Annotated in this window: 15 protein-coding genes; 5 read left to right on the top strand and 10 right to left on the bottom strand. The window is 67.6% G+C overall.

Annotated features, from left to right (window positions below; all coding sequences use genetic code 11):
* Positions 1–40: 40 nt before the first annotated feature.
* The 8 genes from ACQEVO_RS04110 to ctaD all read right to left on the bottom strand — a co-directional run bounded on the left by ACQEVO_RS04110 (position 41) and on the right by ctaD (position 7,624).
* Positions 41–829, bottom strand: coding sequence for an enoyl-CoA hydratase-related protein (locus tag ACQEVO_RS04110; RefSeq protein ID WP_432909021.1), 789 nt, complete (start codon positions 827–829; stop codon positions 41–43).
* An 11-nt stretch (positions 830–840) separates the two neighbouring features.
* Positions 841–1,674 (bottom strand): NUDIX hydrolase, encoded by an 834-nt coding sequence (locus ACQEVO_RS04105; protein WP_432922314.1) that lies wholly within the window; start codon positions 1,672–1,674, stop codon positions 841–843.
* 101 nt (positions 1,675–1,775) lie between these two features.
* Positions 1,776–2,084 carry a type II toxin-antitoxin system PemK/MazF family toxin gene (locus ACQEVO_RS04100; protein WP_432909019.1) on the bottom strand — a complete coding sequence of 103 codons (309 nt, stop codon included), beginning with the start codon at positions 2,082–2,084 and terminating at the stop codon, positions 1,776–1,778.
* An 8-nt stretch (positions 2,085–2,092) separates the two neighbouring features.
* The gene (locus ACQEVO_RS04095) at positions 2,093–2,296 is read right to left on the bottom strand and encodes a hypothetical protein (protein WP_432909018.1); all 204 of its coding nucleotides are present in this window, start codon (positions 2,294–2,296) and stop codon (positions 2,093–2,095) included.
* 49 nt (positions 2,297–2,345) lie between these two features.
* On the bottom strand, positions 2,346–3,179 hold the full coding sequence (locus tag ACQEVO_RS04090) for an ABC transporter ATP-binding protein (RefSeq protein ID WP_432909017.1): 834 nt from the start codon (positions 3,177–3,179) through the stop codon (positions 2,346–2,348).
* Between the two features lie 38 nt (positions 3,180–3,217).
* Positions 3,218–4,054 carry an aminoacyl-tRNA hydrolase gene (locus ACQEVO_RS04085; RefSeq protein ID WP_432909015.1) on the bottom strand — a complete coding sequence of 279 codons (837 nt, stop codon included), beginning with the start codon at positions 4,052–4,054 and terminating at the stop codon, positions 3,218–3,220.
* Between the two features lie 465 nt (positions 4,055–4,519).
* Positions 4,520–5,734 (bottom strand): phosphoserine phosphatase SerB, encoded by a 1,215-nt coding sequence (gene serB / locus ACQEVO_RS04080; RefSeq protein ID WP_432909013.1) that lies wholly within the window; start codon positions 5,732–5,734, stop codon positions 4,520–4,522.
* Positions 5,735–5,881: 147 nt separating this feature from the next.
* A complete protein-coding gene (gene ctaD, locus ACQEVO_RS04075) occupies positions 5,882–7,624 on the bottom strand; it encodes an aa3-type cytochrome oxidase subunit I (RefSeq protein ID WP_432909011.1) in 1,743 nt (580 codons plus the stop codon).
* A gap of 771 nt (positions 7,625–8,395) precedes the next feature.
* Between ctaD and ACQEVO_RS04070 the strand changes: the two genes are divergently transcribed.
* The 5 genes from ACQEVO_RS04070 to ACQEVO_RS04050 all read left to right on the top strand — a co-directional run bounded on the left by ACQEVO_RS04070 (position 8,396) and on the right by ACQEVO_RS04050 (position 12,667).
* Positions 8,396–9,487 carry an ABC transporter substrate-binding protein gene (locus tag ACQEVO_RS04070; RefSeq protein WP_432909009.1) on the top strand — a complete coding sequence of 364 codons (1,092 nt, stop codon included), beginning with the start codon at positions 8,396–8,398 and terminating at the stop codon, positions 9,485–9,487.
* 201 nt (positions 9,488–9,688) lie between these two features.
* Complete coding sequence (locus tag ACQEVO_RS04065) at positions 9,689–10,621, top strand: dioxygenase (RefSeq protein ID WP_432909007.1); 933 nt, start codon at positions 9,689–9,691, stop codon at positions 10,619–10,621.
* 118 nt (positions 10,622–10,739) lie between these two features.
* Positions 10,740–10,967 (top strand): hypothetical protein, encoded by a 228-nt coding sequence (locus ACQEVO_RS04060; RefSeq protein WP_432909006.1) that lies wholly within the window; start codon positions 10,740–10,742, stop codon positions 10,965–10,967.
* A 178-nt stretch (positions 10,968–11,145) separates the two neighbouring features.
* On the top strand, positions 11,146–12,108 hold the full coding sequence (nrdF, locus tag ACQEVO_RS04055; protein WP_432909004.1) for a class 1b ribonucleoside-diphosphate reductase subunit beta: 963 nt from the start codon (positions 11,146–11,148) through the stop codon (positions 12,106–12,108).
* Positions 12,109–12,220: 112 nt separating this feature from the next.
* Positions 12,221–12,667: a nitroreductase family deazaflavin-dependent oxidoreductase gene (locus ACQEVO_RS04050; RefSeq protein WP_432909002.1), complete on the top strand. Its 447-nt coding sequence runs from the start codon at positions 12,221–12,223 to the stop codon at positions 12,665–12,667.
* Positions 12,668–12,724: 57 nt separating this feature from the next.
* On the opposite strand, the gene ACQEVO_RS04045 is transcribed toward ACQEVO_RS04050, so the two are convergent.
* Positions 12,725–13,231 carry a nuclear transport factor 2 family protein gene (locus ACQEVO_RS04045; protein WP_432909000.1) on the bottom strand — a complete coding sequence of 169 codons (507 nt, stop codon included), beginning with the start codon at positions 13,229–13,231 and terminating at the stop codon, positions 12,725–12,727.
* Positions 13,232–13,327: 96 nt separating this feature from the next.
* On the bottom strand, positions 13,328–14,197 hold the full coding sequence (locus tag ACQEVO_RS04040) for a helix-turn-helix domain-containing protein (RefSeq protein ID WP_432908998.1): 870 nt from the start codon (positions 14,195–14,197) through the stop codon (positions 13,328–13,330).
* Between the last annotated feature and the right edge of the window lie 38 nt (positions 14,198–14,235).

Below are 14,235 nucleotides of genomic sequence, written 5' to 3'. Positions count from 1 at the left end.
AGCCTATCCTTTGCTTTTCGGTGGGTGATGCGCGCCTCGTTCAGGCGCCGGTGAACTCCGCGAAACCCGGGCCGTCCCGCAGATAGGACCGGGTACCGAGGCGCTGATCGGCGGTGGTGAACAGCTGCGCCCATTCGGTGCGGGCGCGTTCGTGGCCGTGCGGGCCCGCCTCGAAAACAGTTTTGGCCGCGGCCAGCGCACGGGCCGGGCCGGTGACGAACTGCCGGGCCCAGGCGATCGCCGATTCGAGGACGTCGTCGGGTGCGACCACCTGATCCACCAGGCCCAGCCGGGCTGCCTCGTCCGGTTCGACGAAACGCCCCGTGTACACCAGGTCCTTGGCTGCCCCGGGCCCGATGAGCAGCGACAGCCGCCGGATACCGGCGAGTGGGATGAGCCCGGTCCCGATCTGCGGCAGGCCGAGCTTAACGTTGTCACCGATGATCCGCCGGTCGGCGCCCAGCGCGAGCTCGAGCCCGGCGCCCAGCGCGTAACCGCTGATGGCCGCGACCGTCGGCTGCGGGATCCGGGCCAGGCAGCCGAGCGCGTCCTGCAGGTCGGCGGCCATCGCGTGCGCCTGTTCGGCAGGCAGATCGGCGAGTTCGGCCAGATCATCACCGGCGCAGAACACCCGCTCGTCGCCGTAGACCACCAGCGCCGCGATCCCGGGGTCGCTACCGCAGGCCGCGGCGGTTTCGGCGATCTCGCGGATCAACTGGGTGCCGAACAGGTTCAGCGGCGGCCGGGCGATCCGCAGCACGGCCACACCGCGGCCGGAGCCGCCCGCGTGATCGGGTTCGAGCCGGGACAGGGATACGAATTCGGCCATGGGCCGATACGCTACCGGGCGCCCGGATCGGCGCTCGCCGCCCCGGAACCGCCGAGCAGCGACGGATCGGTCTCGCGCATCCCTTTCGACCCCACCAGCCGGGACGCGTCCGGGAGTTCGGCGAAGTAGCGCATATTGTCCGGGAATTTCAGCAGTTTCTTCCCGTCCACCTCACCGAATTCCGGCTGGATCGGTTCGATGGCCGGTTCGGCCGCCAGGATTTCCGCGGTGGTCGAGTAGGCGCCGAGCGAGGTCAGCTGCGACCAGGTCGGGGGCAGCAGCACATGCTCCCCGGTTTTCCAGGTGGCCAGCGCGGCGGCCGGGGTGGACCACTGCACCAGGTCGGTTTCCGAGGTAGCGCCGTCGGCGAGCTGGCCTTCGGGCAAAACCGCGACGAAGAAATTGGTGTCGTAGCGACGCCGCTCCACGGTCGGCGTGATCCAGCGCGACCACGGCCGCAGCAGATCCGCGCGCAGAACGAGTTTCTCCTCGGCCAGGAACTCGGCCAGCGTCAGATCCCTGCTTTCGATCCGCTCCCGCTGCCGCCGGTAGCCGGCGGTATCGGCGACGACGGTATCGGCGGTCGGCCCGGCCAGCAGCACCCCGCATTCCTCGAACGTTTCCCGCACCGCGGCACACACCAGCGCCTTGGCCCGCGCCTCGGACACCCCGTACCGCTGCCCCCACCACGCCGGCGCCGGCCCGGCCCATTCGATCTCGACCTCGGCGTCCACGGGATCCACCCGCCCACCGGGGAACGCCGTCATCCCGGCCGCGAACTCCATCGCCCCGGCCCGCCGCTGCAGGAAGACCTCCGGCCCGTCGGCACCATCACGCACCAGCATCACCGTCGACGCGTCCTTGGCCTCGGGCACCTCACCGGAATCCGGCACAGTCGTCTCACTCACCCCTGCACACTAATCATAGGATGAACAGACAGTCCATCTCACGCAGGGCCAATACCCAGGTACTCCGTGATCACCGAATCGAGCCTGGTCATATCCTCGAGCGACAGATAGTCCACAGGGTCGCCGACCAGATACCGACCGTCGATCGAGCGCATCTGTTCGACCAGCAATCGTGTGGCCGTACCCTCGATAATCACTTCAACACGCGACCGGGCCGGCGCGGCACTAGTCGATGACGGCACAACGGTAACCATCGACCAGTTGGTGCGCGACAGAACGACTCCATAACGCCGACCCCGCTGCTCATGTCCTCGCTTCGCCTCACCTAGATCGATGCGATGGACCATCCCCCGGATCACCAGGCATCGGGTTCTGTGCTGAGATCCTCGCCACTGGCCTCGATGCGGTCGGCGTCCGCCTGCATCTGCTCCTGCCAGCGTTCCCGGCGCAACACACGCAGAGCATGACGTAGCACATCACTGGTTGTCTCGCCCTCACGCATCAATTCCTGGACGAGCGCTTGATCTTCGGCGGTAGCACGGAATGCGATAGTGCTCATATCGGCAGTGTACGGCTGTTATGCATTTGTGCAACAACGTGTCGGGTGCTCAGCGGGAGCGGTGGCGGCCCAGGCGGCGTTTGCGGCGGGCGAAATAGCGGTCGTCGATACGATCCAGGGCGATGGATTGGCGGAATGCCTCGCTGAGGTTCTCGGCGGTCAGGACGTCGCCGATCAGCCCCTGGGTGACGATCTCACCCTCGCTCAGGAGCATGCAGTGGGTGAAGCCCGGCGGGATCTCCTCGACGTGGTGCGTCACCAGAACCAGCGCCGGGGCGTCCGGGTCGGCAGCGAGATCGCCGAGGCTTTCCACCAACTCCTCGCGACCGCCCAGATCCACCCCGGCGGCCGGTTCGTCCAGCAGCAGCAGTTCCGGATCGGTCATGAGGGCACGCGCGATCAGCACGCGTTTGCGTTCGCCCTCCGAGAGCGTGCCGTAGGTGCGGTCCAGAAGGTGTTCCGCGCCCAGGCTTTCCAGCATATCGATCGCACGATCGGTATCGACGTCGTCGTATTTCTCGCGCCACCGGCCGAGTACCGCGTACCCCGCGGACACCACCAGATCGGCCACCCGCTCGTCGGCGGGGATCCGCGCGGCCAGCGCCGCCGACGACAGGCCGATCCGCGGCCGCAGTTCACTGACATTCGTTTTGCCGAGGCGTTCCCCCAGCACGTAGGCGGTGCCGTAGGAGGGGTGGGTTTCGGCGGCCGCGACCTGGAGCAGCGAGGTTTTCCCGGCACCGTTGGGCCCCAGGATCACCCAGCGTTCGTCGAGTTCGACCTGCCAGGTGACGGGACCGACGAGAGTGTGCCCGTTGCGGCGGATGGAAACGTTGGTGAAGTCGATGAGCAGATCAGGATCGGGGTGCGCCACGGCCTCCATCTTGTCTCGAGACGTCCGCGCTTCCGGCACCGGGCACGCTACCAATGATCGAGTCGCGCGGGCCGCGTGGCGATCACCGTCGTCGAACCGGGCGCGACCTCGGTGAAACCGGCGTCGCGCACCGCTGTCGCCGCGCTGCGCGCCACCGCGCCACGCAGCATCTCCCATTCGTCGGGCTCGGCTTCGCGGACCGCGCAGGCGAACCCGCGCTGCGCCCAGGTGCGCGCCTGTTCCACCGGCAGCGCACCGGCGAACAGCATGCTCGCATGCCCCACCTGCGCCGCGGCTTTCCCGACCGTCATTCCGAGCGCCGCGTTCACCCAGAACACCGGCACATCCAGTGGCACGGGCCCGGGATCGTCGGATTCCAGGTCGGTGCCGCCGATCTGCAGTCGCCGGATACGCGGGTCGACCGCGCCCACCGGTCCCGGAACGAGCGCCCGCACCAGCGCACCGCCGCTTTCGACGGTCACCCCGGGTACCTCGTTCGCGGCCGCCCACTGCGCGCCCCGCGCCCGCCGCGCGACCTTCCTGATCCGCGACCGTTTCCACGCCAGGTACGGCTGCTGCCATTCGCCCGCGACCCCTACCCGCGGATCCAGGCACAGCGCGACCGCCGCGCCCGCGGCCGCGGCGAGCAGATCGCTGCGCGCCGGTGGATCGGTCTTGGGCATATGCAGCACCATCTGCATGGCCTGCACCCGAGCGGGATCGTCGGGATCACCCGAACCCCCGTAGCCCGCGGCGAGTTCGGCGTGCCGCTCGGAAAATCCTGGGTCGCTGTAGAAATCGTCCTCCGGGTCGTGCCCGAAGTCCGGGTCCACATCCGATTCGCGGCCACCGGCCACCATTTCCGCGCCGCTATCCGGCAGCATCACACAAACCCTTCCCGCACCCGGCCAACACCGGACGACAGCCTACCTACGCCCCCGCACGCCGCCCTCGCCACGGCACCGAGACCGGCGGGACACAACCCGAATTCCTACCCACATCCGCCCCCGACGTACCAGCGGCGGCACCGAGTCCAGCGAAACCCCTGCGGGCCCCTGGCCCCGAAATTCGAACGCAATCACGGCGCCGCCGAGCACGGCACCTGGGTGACAGACCCACTGCCGTCCCTCACGCAAACGACGGCGCCGAGTCCAGCGAAGCATGTGGAGCACCCCGGCCCCGAACCCGAAGCAACCACGACAGCGCCGAGTTCAGCAAGGCACTCGGGGCCTCACAACCCCGAAAAATAAAACGCAACCACGGCGGCGCCGAGTCCAGCGAGGCACTTGGAGGGGTTCGGCCCGTCCCAAGGGGGCCGAACCCCCGCGCCGACGGAGTCGGCGCCAATGTCACAGCGGTACCCGGCGCAGCAGACCGTCTTCGGCGTCCGCGGCTTCGACCTCGTCCCGGGTGACGCCCAGGATGAACAGCACCGCATCGAGGTAGGGGTGCGACAGCGCCGTATCCGCGACCTCCCGCAGCGCGGGTTTGGCATTGAACGCCACACCCAGGCCCGCCGCGTTCAGCATGTCGATATCGTTGGCCCCGTCCCCCACCGCGACCGTCTGCTCCATCGGGATCCCGGATTCGGCGGCGAACGCCTGTAGCGCGGTCGCCTTGTAGGCGCGGTCCACGATCTGGCCGGTGACCCGGCCGGTGAGCTTGCCCGCGGCCACTTCCAGCATATTGGCCTGCACGAAATCGAGGTCGAGTTCGCGGGCCAGCGGGTCGATCACCTGCCGGAATCCACCGGAAACCACCCCGCACCGGAACCCGAGCCGCTTCAGCGTGCGGATCGTGGTGCGCGCGCCGGGGGTGAGTTCGATGGTCGCGGCGACCTCCGCGATCACCGATTCGTCCAGCCCGGCCAGGGTGGCAACGCGCTGGCGCAGCGATTCCGCGAAGTCGATCTCGCCGCGCATGGCCGCCTCGGTGACCGCGCGCACCTGTTCCTCGACGCCGGCGTGCGCGGCCAGCATTTCGATGACCTCGCCCTGGATCAGGGTGGAGTCCACATCGAACACGATCAGCCGTTTGGCCCGCCGGGCCAGGCCGGCGCGTTCCACGGCGATATCGATGCGTTCGGTCACCGCCACCTCCGCCAGGGCCGTCCGCAGCCGGGAATCGGTGTCACCGGCGCGGTCGGGCGCGGTCACCATGAGTTCCATCCCGGTGACCGGGTAGTCGGCGATGCCGCGGATGAGGTCGATGTTCACACCGAGCGCCGCCAGTTCCCGGGATACGGCGCTGAACGCCCGCGCCGTCACCGGAGCGCCCAGCACCACCACGGCGTGGGTCGATACGGGCGCCCGCGCGGCATCGGCGTCGACATCCACATCGACCTGCATACCGACGGTGTTCATCGCCTCTTCGAGCTCGTCCTGCAGGGCTTCGGGGTCCGAGGGGCAGGTGACCAGCACGCCCAGGGTGAGCCGGCCGCGAATCACCACCTGCTCGATATCGAGCAGGCTCACCCGATGCCGCGACATCGCGGTCAACAGCACCGACGTCACGCCCGGACGGTCGGGCCCGGTCACGGTGACCAGAACGGTCGTCTCGGCCAAAACAACTCACTCTCTGTGTCTTCGGCGCCGCCTCCGGCAACGCGGGGTTGGACGGCCCGAACCACTGAGGTGCAGTGTGGGCACGCCCCAAACGAGTGTGCACCCGCTGGTATCCCAGCAGGTGCACATCTCGGTCATGCGACGGGGCTAGCTCTTGGCCAGCGCGGGCTCGTCCGGGTGGTGTTTGGCGCCACCGTTGAATCCGACGTGGGCCTCCTTGCGCATCCGCTCGATCATATGCGGGTAGTGCAGTTCGAACGCGGGACGTTCGGAGCGGATCCGCGGCAGTTCGTAGAAGTTGTGCCGCGGCGGCGGGCAGCTGGTGGCCCATTCCAGCGAGTTGCCGTAACCCCACGGGTCGTCGACCGTGACGACCTCGCCGTAGCGGTAGCTCTTGAAGACGTTCCACAGGAACGGCAGCATCGAGGCACCGAGGACGAACGCACCGATCGTCGAGATCGTGTTCAGCGTGGTGAAACCGTCACCGGCCTGGTAGTCGGCGTAGCGGCGGGGCATACCCTCCGCGCCCAGCCAGTGCTGCACCAGGAAGGTGAGGTGGAACCCGAGGAACGTGGTCCAGAAATGCCACTTCGCGAGGCGTTCGTCCAGCATCCGGCCGGTCATCTTGGGGAACCAGAAGTAGATGCCGGCGTAGGTGGCGAACACGATGGTGCCGAAGAGCACGTAGTGGAAGTGCGCAACCACGAAGTACGAGTCGGTGACGTGGAAGTCCAGCGGCGGGCTGGCCAGGATGACACCCGACAGGCCACCGAAGAGGAACGTGACGAGGAAGCCCACCGAGAACAACATCGGTGATTCGAACGTCAACTGTCCCTTCCACATGGTGCCGATCCAGTTGAAGAACTTCACCCCGGTCGGGACCGCGATCAGGAAGGTCATGAACGAGAAGTACGGCAGCAGCACCGCGCCGGTGGCGTACATGTGGTGCGCCCACACGGCGATGGACAGGGCCGCGATACCGAGGGTCGCGTAGACCAGGGTGGTGTAGCCGAAGATCGGTTTCCGGCTGAAGACCGGGAAGACTTCGGAGACGATGCCGAAGAACGGCAGCGCGATGATGTACACCTCGGGATGCCCGAAGAACCAGAACAGGTGCTGGTAGAGCAGGATTCCGCCGGTGCCCGGATCGTAGATGTGGCCACCCAGGTGCCGGTCGTAGGCCAGGCCCATCAGGGCGGCGGTCAGCAGCGGGAAGGCCAGCAGCACGAGCACGCTGGTGACGGCGATATTCCAGGTGAAGATCGGCATCCGGAACATGGTCATACCCGGAGCGCGCAGGCAGACCACGGTCGTCAGCATGTTCACACCGCCGAGGATGGTGCCCAGACCGGAGACGGCCAGGCCCATGATCCACAGGTCGGTGCCCACACCCGGCGAATGCAGGATATCGGTGAGCGGCACGTACGCCGTCCAGCCGAAGTCCGCGGCACCGCCCGGGGTGATGAATCCGGCGGTCGCCATGGTGGCGCCGAACGCGTACAGCCAGTAGCTGAAGGCGTTCAGGCGCGGGAAGGCGACGTCGGGGGCGCCGATCTGCAACGGCAGGATGATGTTGGCGAAACCGAACACGATCGCGGTCGCATAGAACAGCAGCATGATCGTGCCGTGCATGGTGAACAGCTGGTTGAACTGCTCCGGCGAGAGGAACTGCAGGCCCGGGCGGGCGAGCTCACCGCGCATCATCAGGGCCATCAGGCCACCGATGAGGAAGAACGCCATCGAGGTGGTCAGGTACATGACGCCCAGGACCTTGGGGTCCGTGGTCGTCACCATCTTGTATATGAACGACCCCTTCGGCCCCAATCGCGCCGGAAATGGCCGAGTCGCTTCCACCCCCTGCGGGATTGGCTTGGGCTCTACGGCAGTCACTGATCCTCCTGAAAGGTGCCTTTAGGTCGCTCCGCAGGCTCCACTGTTTGCCCGCTGCCCCGCCGCACGGGACAGCCAACGGTTAGCTTGCGCTTCTCGAATCGTAAACCGTCCGCCGAAAGCGAGCCGAACGGGTCCTACTCTGTGTCGTACTACCGGCTCCCCGAGGCCCCGCACACCGGCCCGCCGGACCCCGGGACCGGCCCGTCGGTACGTCACGACACCAGCCCGCAAGTACGTCGCACCACCGCCCCGCCGAGCCCGCACCGCGAGCCCACGCGCCTGTCCACGGCGCATATCCATGGTCCGCAACCCTCCCGTTCCCGTGTGACAGCCGCCCCACCCCGATGGTTCGGGACCCCTCTCGTTCGGGAGCGGCAGCCGGTGGTCCACACCCATGGCGCACAACCCTCCCCCTTCGCAGCAACAGCAGGCTTCACACCAGCGACCCCGGCACCCCGCCTCGTTCCGGACCGACAGCCGACCCACACCCACTGGTCCGCAACCCGCCCCCTCTGCAACAACACCAGACCCACCAACGGCTCGAGCCCTGCCTCGTTCCGGAGCATCGGTCGACCCACGCCGTGGTTCGGAAGCGTTGTTCAGCAACAACAGTCGGCTCACACCAATGGTTCGGGGCCCGTCTCGTTCTGGAGCGACAGAGCGGGGGAGCGAAGCGGAGGAGCGGCGGAGTGAAGAACGAGACCAAGGGGGCCCCGAACCCCGCGCCGCCGGAGGCGGCGCCATGACACAGCATGTACCCTTCCCGGCATGCCGGTGAGCTCCGCTGTCCGTACCCCAGCCGTGCGTAAACCCCGGACCTCCGCCCGGGCACGCCGCACCCACCGGTTCGTGGGCGCCGCACTCGCCTGTCTCGCGGTGGCAGTGGCCGGATGCGCGGGCCAGCCAGACAATTCGGCGTCGATCATCCGCACCACCACGAAGATCGCCGGCGCGGGTGTGGTCGGGATCGAACGGGACACCACGCAGGCCTGTGCACTGCCCACCGCCCCCGATCCCGCCGCGGGCGCCACCCGCACCGTCCGGCACGCTTCCGGCGAATCCCGGGTCCCGGCCGATCCGCAGCGCATCGTGGTGCTCGGCACCCCCGCCCTCGACGCGACCTGTGCGGCCGGCCTGTGGGAACGGGTCGTGGGCGCGACCACCGTTCCCGGGCCCGCCCCGCAGCCCGGCTACCTGGGGTATGGCGTGCTGGAGATTCCGGGTGTCGGTCCCGCCACCGATCCCGATCCCGCGCTGATCGCGGCGCTGCAGCCCGATCTGATCCTCGGTGAGGTGCCGGTCGGCCGCGCCGACTACGCCACGCTGAGTGCTATCGCCCCGACGGTGCTGGTGGGCACGGACAAGTCGTGGGAGGAGCAGTTCAGCGCGTACGCGGGCGCCATGGGCCGGGCCACCGCGGGGCGCGAGGCGCTCGACGCCTACCGTACCGAGGCCGCCGATACCGGTAAGTCGATCAACGCGGCCCTCACCCAGGCGTCTCTGGTGCGGTTCACCGCCACCGGTACCGAGATCATGGGCAGTGAGACCTTCGCGGCGCAGGTCCTCGCCGATACCGGCGCACAGCGCCCGACCGCGCAGCGCGAAGAGTCCGCGCCGGTGAACGAGTCCGATCCGGTCGCCGCGGAAGGCGACCTCGTCTACGTCATGTTCGCCGGTCCGGAAGGCCGGGCGCACGGCGAATCGGTGATGCGGTCGGAGACGTGGGAGTCGCTGGGCGCGGTTACCGACAACCGCACGTTCGTCGTCGACGACGCCCTCTGGCACACCACCGGGTTGACGGCGGCGCGTGCTGTTCTCGGCGATATCCGGGACAGCCTCAACGCCTACGTCATGGAGTAGACCCGGCCCTGCTGCCGGGGAGGGACGCAGCGCGCCGGCCGGTCGAATGGTCGTTGCGGCCGGGGAACGACCCCGGCCCGCTGCCGTGGCACAGGGGATCCGGTCCGGCCGCACACAGCCGACTCACAGCGCGGACGCAGGTGACGGCAAGCCGGCATTTCTACCGTCGGTGTCACCCATCGTCGAGAAGAGGTGCGCAACGTGCGGAAACGTCCAGCCAGGCCCAGCGGGGAACGGCACGAACACGATCTGGGGTTCGCCCACGATATGTCGGTGATGTTCTCCCGGCGGCGAGCTCTGTGGTTACTGGGTGCGGCGGGTACCGCATCGGTGGCCGCGGCCTGCTCGACCGGTACCGGCGGCTCCGGGACCGGTTCGGCGACCGCCACCACCGGCACCGTCGCCGCGGCCGCCCCGCAGGAAACGGCCGGACCGTATCCCGGTGACGGGTCGAACGGCCCGAACGTCCTGATCGAATCCGGGGTCGTGCGCTCCGATATCACCAGCAGTTTCGGGCCCTACTCCGGCACGGCCGAGGGTGTTCCGGTCAGCATCCGGCTCACCCTGCAGGACCTCGCGAAGGACGGCGCCGCCGGCGCCGGGATGGCGATCTATATCTGGCACTGTGATCGCGACGGTGAATACTCGCTGTACGGCAAGGAGATCACCGAGCAGAACTATCTGCGCGGCGTCCAAGTGGCCGACGAGGCGGGCGAGGTGACGTTCACCTCGATCTTCCCCGCCTGCTATTCGGGCCGCTGGCCGCATATCCATTTCGAGGTCTACGACAGCCTCGAGGTGGCGGTCGCCGGCGAGAACGCCCGGCTGACCTCGCAGATCGCGCTGCCGCAGGAGGTCTGCGAGCAGGTGTTCGACGCCGACTCCGGGTATTCGCGCAGTCTCGGCAACATGTCCCGGGTCACCCTTGCCACCGACAATGTGTTCGGTGACGGCTGGGACGCCGAACTCGCGACGGTCACCGGTTCCCCGGAATCCGGGCTCGATATCGCGCTCACGATCGGGGTCGCCGAGAGATCCGCCAACCAGCAGGAGGGCGGTACGAGTCCGGGCGGTACGCCGCCCGGCGGTATGCCCGGTGCCCAACCACCGTCCGGCCCACCGCCCGGCAACTGACCCGACGTCCACACCGGTCTCCCGGTTCGGGGCCCGTCTCGTTCTCGCGACCGGTCCGAGACCATCCCGAAATACAATAATCGCAGGTGAGAGGCCATATCGCCGGTACCGTCGAGGTATGGGCGACAAGGTCGACGGTGATCGTTCGCTCGGTTACCGGTTGAGTATCGGGATCGTCATCGGACTGGCGATCGGGATCCCGCTCGGCCTGGCGGTTCTGGGCAATCTCGCCCTCGGGATCGGCCTCGGAATCGGTTTCGGCCTGGCGTTCGGCCTGGCCATGTCGCCGCACTCCGCCGGCGACGACGGATCCGGCGGCCGCCACGAACCGCCCGACGACGACTGAAGTAGGCTCGGCGCCTGCGGTCGCCGTGCGCCGAAGTCCCCGCTCCCCTAGCGCATTCGACGCGAAAAACACAACTTGTGGTGGCGCTCGGCTATTCGCCCCACAAGGGGTAGTGTTACGGCACGCGCAGGCCAGGCAGAGTTGTCGTCGGAGTCGTTGGGAAGGGTGTGGAAGCAGCATGAAGCTCATCGATCGGGTTTCGGCCATCAACTGGAATCGGGTACCCGACGAGAAGGACGCCGAGGTCTGGGATCGGCTCACCGGTAATTTCTGGCTTCCCGAGAAGGTCCCGGTGTCCAACGACATCCCGTCCTGGAACACTCTCACCGCCGACGAGAAGCAGCTCACCATGCGGGTGTTCACCGGGCTGACCCTGCTCGACACCATCCAGGGCACCGTCGGCGCGGTCAGCCTCATCCCCGATGCGCTGACCCCGCACGAGGAAGCGGTGCTCACCAATATCGCGTTCATGGAGTCGGTGCACGCCAAGAGCTACAGCTCGATCTTCTCGACGCTGTGCTCCACCCGCGAGATCGACGATGCCTTCCGCTGGTCGGAGGAGAACCGCAATCTCCAGCGCAAGGCCGAGATCGTGCTGGATTACTACCGCGGCGAGGATCCGCTCAAGCGCAAGGTCGCCTCTACGCTGCTGGAGAGCTTCCTGTTCTACTCCGGCTTCTACCTGCCGATGCACTGGTCGTCGCGGGCCAAGCTCACCAATACCGCCGATATGATCCGGCTGATTATCCGTGACGAGGCGGTGCACGGCTACTACATCGGCTACAAGTACCAGCGCGGTCTCGAGCAGGTGACCCAGGCCGAACGCGACGAGCTGAAGAACTACACCTTCGAGTTGCTGTTCGAGCTGTACGACAACGAGGTCGAATACACCCAGGACCTCTACGACGAGGTCGGCCTCACCGAGGACGTCAAGAAGTTCCTCCGCTACAACGCCAACAAGGCGTTGATGAACCTCGGCTACGAAGGTCTGTTCCCGAAGGACGAGACCGAGGTCAATCCCGCCATCCTGTCCGCGCTCTCCCCCAACGCCGACGAGAATCACGATTTCTTCTCCGGTTCGGGCTCGAGCTATGTGATCGGCAAAGCGGTGAACACCGAGGACGAGGACTGGGACTTCTGACCGGACCCCGGTTGTCACACCGGACCGCTACCCTGCGATCGCGATCCGCATGCTGCGGATCGCGATCGTTTCCGCATGGGGCGGGCGAGGTGTGCACTGGAGGAGCAGGTAAATGGCAAGCAGTGACGACGTCAGGGTTCCCCGCTGGCTCAAACCGATGAACCGCGCGATGGTCGCGGTCAGCCGTATCGGTGTTTCGCTGCCGATGGCTTTGCTCACCGTGCCGGGCCGGAAATCGGGGAAGCCGCGGACCACGCCGGTGACACCGTTCGAATATCAGGGCGCCGAATATGTGCTGGGCGGAATCCCCGGCGCCGACTGGGTGAAGAACGTACAGGCAGCCGATACCGCGGAGTTGAAGCTGGGTAAGCGCCGGCGGACCGTGCGCCTGGTCGAGATCCCGGCGGCCGACAGCGCACCGGTGCTGCGGGAATTCCCGCGGCTCGTCCCCACCGGTGTGCCGATGATGATCAAGTCCGGGGTGGTGACCAGTGACGACCCGGAGGAGTTCGCCGCCCTGGCCGGCCGGTGCGTCCTCTTCCGTATCGACGACGCCTGAGACCGGCTCGTCGAAACGGCCGGCAGGCCCCGCCCCCTGGCGCCGGGCGCGGAGCCTCTACTGGGCGATCCTGCAGGTGTCGTCGACCGGCCGGGTGATCGACCAGTACTGTTCGAAACGGCAGGCGGCGATCTTCCACCGGCCGTCCTCGACGACGTATTCGTCGTCGTACTCCCCCGTCATCACCGTTTCGGTCCGCTCGACGAGGTTCACCTGACGGAACTTCAGCGTCCACCGCCCGGAGGCGTGTTCCGCGTCGTGCACGGTGATATCGGGATGGGTCCCGTGATGCATATCGAGGATCACGTTCTTGCCGTCGACCTTCTGCAACGCGATCTTCTCGAATACCGCCGCCATCCCGTCGGCGTCGAACGAGCCGAGCGCACCATAGTCGACCGCGGCGCCGGCGGCGACGAAACACTCCCGGAAAGCCTTCGGGTCCTTGGCATCACACGCGCGCAGGTACCGGTGTTTGAGAGCCTTGATCGCCTCCACCGCCTCCCATCGCGCCACCCGCCGCTCCAGATCGGATTCCCCGGGAAGCGGTAGCGGTGCAGGTGACATGCGGTTTCTCCTCGTACAAGGGCGCGGCGGGCGGTAGTGGCCGACGCGCGGTTCGGTTCTCGCGGAGTGTATCCCCGGCCGCGGACGCCGTAGACGCTATTCGGACGCGGCGCCGAGGGTCCGCGACCAGGACGCGAGGATCTGTAACCGCTGGGCCGACGGCGAGCCGGGTTCCGGGGTGTAGATCATGAGAATGAGACCGGGTTCGGCGGTGATCGCGAGTTCTTCGTAGGCCAGCACCAATTCACCCACTTCGGGGTGGTGGAATCGTTTGGTGCCCGACCCGTGGGTGCGGACATCGTGGGTGCCCCACAGCCGGCGGAAAGTTTCGCTGCGCGTGGACAATTCACCGACGAGATCCTGCAGCCCGCGGTCGTGCGGATCGCGCCCCGCTTCGGTGCGCATGATCGCCACACACATTTCGGCGAACAGGTCCCAATCCGGATAGAAGTCACGCGCGGCGGGGTCGAGGAACTGGAAACGCGCCAGGTTGGGTGTGCGGCCGGCAGCGCCCAGCAGCGGGGAGTAGAACGCGCGACCGAGTTCGTTGGTCACCAGCAGGTCCTGCTGCGGGTTGCGGACGAAGGCGATCGCATCGCGGATGCTGTCCACCGCCCACTGCAGGCTCGGGCGGGTGGCCGCGGGTTTGGCCGCACGGCGGCGGGAGCGCCCGGAGGTGGGGATTCCGTCGGCGGCGCGAGCGAGGTCGAGCAGGTGGGCGCGTTCGGTGTCGTCGAGTTGCAGCGCCCCGGAAATGGCGTCCAGTACCGACGCCGAGGCGCCGGCGATCGCGCCGCGTTCGAGTTTGGCGTAGTACTCGACGCTCACCCCGGCCAATGCCGCCACTTCCGAGCGGCGCAGGCCGGGTACCCGGCGGTTCGGGGCCGCGGGCAACCCGGCGCGTTCCGGAGTGATCTTCGCGCGCCGCGACATCAGGAATTCGCGCACTTCCGCTCGATTACCCATATCGCCAGCGTAGGGCGGTGCGGGCGCGGTTGGGGTGC

The organism is Nocardia sp. CA-290969 (assembly GCF_050936135.1).
Classification (GTDB): domain Bacteria; phylum Actinomycetota; class Actinomycetes; order Mycobacteriales; family Mycobacteriaceae; genus Nocardia.
The sequence above is the reverse complement of the archived record's forward strand: the minus strand, read 5'-3'. Positions and strand labels throughout refer to the sequence as shown.

Coding starts and splice junctions, on each gene's coding strand:
- ACQEVO_RS04110 (WP_432909021.1), bottom strand. CDS start 829: ATGGCCGAATTCGTATCCCTGTCCCGGCTCGAACCCGATCACGCGGGC.
- ACQEVO_RS04105 (WP_432922314.1), bottom strand. CDS start 1,674: ATGCTGGTGCGTGATGGTGCCGACGGGCCGGAGGTCTTCCTGCAGCGG.
- ACQEVO_RS04100 (WP_432909019.1), bottom strand. CDS start 2,084: ATGGTCCATCGCATCGATCTAGGTGAGGCGAAGCGAGGACATGAGCAG.
- ACQEVO_RS04095 (WP_432909018.1), bottom strand. CDS start 2,296: ATGAGCACTATCGCATTCCGTGCTACCGCCGAAGATCAAGCGCTCGTC.
- ACQEVO_RS04090 (WP_432909017.1), bottom strand. CDS start 3,179: ATGGAGGCCGTGGCGCACCCCGATCCTGATCTGCTCATCGACTTCACC.
- ACQEVO_RS04085 (WP_432909015.1), bottom strand. CDS start 4,054: ATGCTGCCGGATAGCGGCGCGGAAATGGTGGCCGGTGGCCGCGAATCG.
- ACQEVO_RS04070 (WP_432909009.1), top strand. CDS start 8,396: ATGCCGGTGAGCTCCGCTGTCCGTACCCCAGCCGTGCGTAAACCCCGG.
- ACQEVO_RS04060 (WP_432909006.1), top strand. CDS start 10,740: ATGGGCGACAAGGTCGACGGTGATCGTTCGCTCGGTTACCGGTTGAGT.
- nrdF (WP_432909004.1), top strand. CDS start 11,146: ATGAAGCTCATCGATCGGGTTTCGGCCATCAACTGGAATCGGGTACCC.
- ACQEVO_RS04050 (WP_432909002.1), top strand. CDS start 12,221: ATGGCAAGCAGTGACGACGTCAGGGTTCCCCGCTGGCTCAAACCGATG.
- ACQEVO_RS04045 (WP_432909000.1), bottom strand. CDS start 13,231: ATGTCACCTGCACCGCTACCGCTTCCCGGGGAATCCGATCTGGAGCGG.
- ACQEVO_RS04040 (WP_432908998.1), bottom strand. CDS start 14,197: ATGGGTAATCGAGCGGAAGTGCGCGAATTCCTGATGTCGCGGCGCGCG.